The 2,083-nt window shown below is 74.1% G+C and carries 2 protein-coding genes; one reads left to right on the top strand and one right to left on the bottom strand.

Features of this window, described 5'->3' with window-relative positions; translation table 11 throughout:
* On the top strand, positions 1-697 hold a 697-nt coding region (locus AC1D12_RS31755; protein ID WP_477845154.1), incomplete at its 5' end, for an MBL fold metallo-hydrolase RNA specificity domain-containing protein.
* Positions 698-775: 78 nt separating this feature from the next.
* On the opposite strand, the gene AC1D12_RS31750 is transcribed toward AC1D12_RS31755, so the two are convergent.
* Entirely contained in the window at positions 776-2,011 is a 1,236-nt protein-coding gene (locus AC1D12_RS31750) for an efflux RND transporter periplasmic adaptor subunit (protein ID WP_477845153.1), read from the bottom strand.
* Between the last annotated feature and the right edge of the window lie 72 nt (positions 2,012-2,083).

Genomic DNA, 2,083 nt, shown 5'->3' with positions numbered 1-2,083 from the left:
GGCGCTGGCCGCCGTGATCAGCCGCACGGCGGCGCGCGGCGGCATCGTCGTGATCCCGTCGTTCGCGGTCGGGCGTGCGCAGGCGCTGATGCATGCGCTGCACCTGTTGCGCGAGCAGCGCCGCATCCCGGACCTGCCGGCCTTCCTGAACAGCCCGATGGCGGCGGATGCGACGCGGCTGTACGTGAAGCACCGGGCCGAGCACCGGCTCGACGAGGCGCAGTGCCGCGCGATGTGGGCGGCGGCGAAGATCGTGAACAGCGTCGAGGAATCGCGCCGGCTCAACGATCTGCGCATGCCGTCGGTGATCATCTCGGCGAGCGGCATGGCCTCGGGCGGGCGGGTGCTGCACCACCTGAAGGCGTTCGCGCCGGATGCGCGCAACACGATCCTGTTCGCCGGCTACCAGGCGGCGGGCACGCGCGGCGCGGCGATGGTGGGCGGCGCGAGCGCGGTGAAGATCCACGGCGCCTACGTGCCGGTGCGGGCCGAGGTGGCGCACCTGGACACGCTGTCGGGCCATGCCGACCGCAGCGAGCTGCTCGCATGGGTCGGCGCGTTGCCGCGCGCGCCGCGGCAGGTGTTCGTCACGCACGGGGAACCGGTGGCGGCGGATGCGCTGCGGCTCGGGATCGAGGAGCGTTTCGGGTTCGCGTGTTGCGTGCCGGAGCACGGCAGCGTCGTCGAGCTGGATTGAGCCTTTCGTTTGTTCGCTTGTCATCCCTGAAGGAGCAGGGCGGTGCACAAAGGCGCGTCGGAGGCTGGCGGCGTGCATTCAGACCTGGCGCACTTTCACGCGCACCCCATCGGCGACCGCCGGCGGCGGGTAGACGATCACCCGCGCGCCCACCGGCAGGCCCTCCCGGACCCACGCCTCCGATGGGTTGCGCGCCCCGATCACCACCGGCGTCAGCCGCGCCCGTCCCCCGTCGACGACGAACACCCCCATCCCCGCGCCCTGGCCGCCCATCGACGACGGCAGCGGGAACACCGCGCTCACCGGCACCTTCGTCACGCCGTCCTTCACCATCGTCAGGATCCGCACCGTCACGCGGTAGCCGTCGCCGAGCGCCGACCAGTCGGCCGGCGGGCTCGCGATGTCCACCAGCACCCGCACGCGCTGCTCCTCCACGCCGAGCGCCGACACCTTCGTGAACGCGCCCGGCTCGACCAGCCGCACCCGCCCGCGCAACGCCGCCTCGCCGCCCCAGTGCTCGATCGCCACCTGCGCACCCGCGCGCACCTGCAGCGCATCGGTGGTCAGCAGCTCGGCCACCACCTCGAGCCCGGCCACGTCGCCCAGCTCCAGCAGCGGCGCGCCGAGCGCCACCGTCGCCTCGCTCGCCTGCGCGACGCGCAGCACCCGTGCCGACACCGGCGAGCGCACCGCGAACACGCGCGGCGCACCGGCCGGCGCATTGCGCACCACGCCCAGCGCGGCGCGCGCCTGCTCCACCTCGTGGCCGGCGGCGTGCTGGTCGCTGGTCGCGGCATCGAGCTCCTTCTGCGCCGCCAGCGCCGCCAGCCGGTCGGTCTCCAGCCGCGTCGGCGACACGAAGCCCTGCTTCGCCAGCTGCTCGCTGCGTTGCGCATCGTTGCGCGCCTGCAGCAACGCCACCCGCGCCCCCTCGACGCGCGCGCTCGCCCGCTGCAGCTGCGCCTCGGTCACCTCCAGCCGCGCCTGCTGCTCGCGGCGCGTGCGCTCGTCCAGCATCGGCGACAGCACCGGCGTCAGCTGCGCCACCACCGCGCCGGCCGCCACCGCATCGCCCTCGCGCAACGCGATGCGCGCCAACTGCCCGGCGAGCGGCGCCGACACCACGTAGCGGTCGCGCAGCCGCGTCTTCGCATCCTCCTCGACCGCCGCCTCGAAGCGCCCCGTCGCCGCCACGGCGACCTCCACCTCGACCGGCCTCGGCATGAAGGCCCACGCCATCACCGCCACCGCCGCGATCGTCGCGGCACCGCCGGCCAGCCAGGCCCGGCCCACATGCGGAAGCTTCAGCGTCATCATCGTTCAATCCCTCGTCTTCAAGGCCGACACCATGTCGAGCCGGTCGATGCGCCGGCGCACCACCAGCGC

It is taken from the genome of Rhizobacter sp. P1_G5, assembly GCF_056405435.1.
This window is presented reverse-complemented; position numbering and strand designations above follow the sequence as displayed.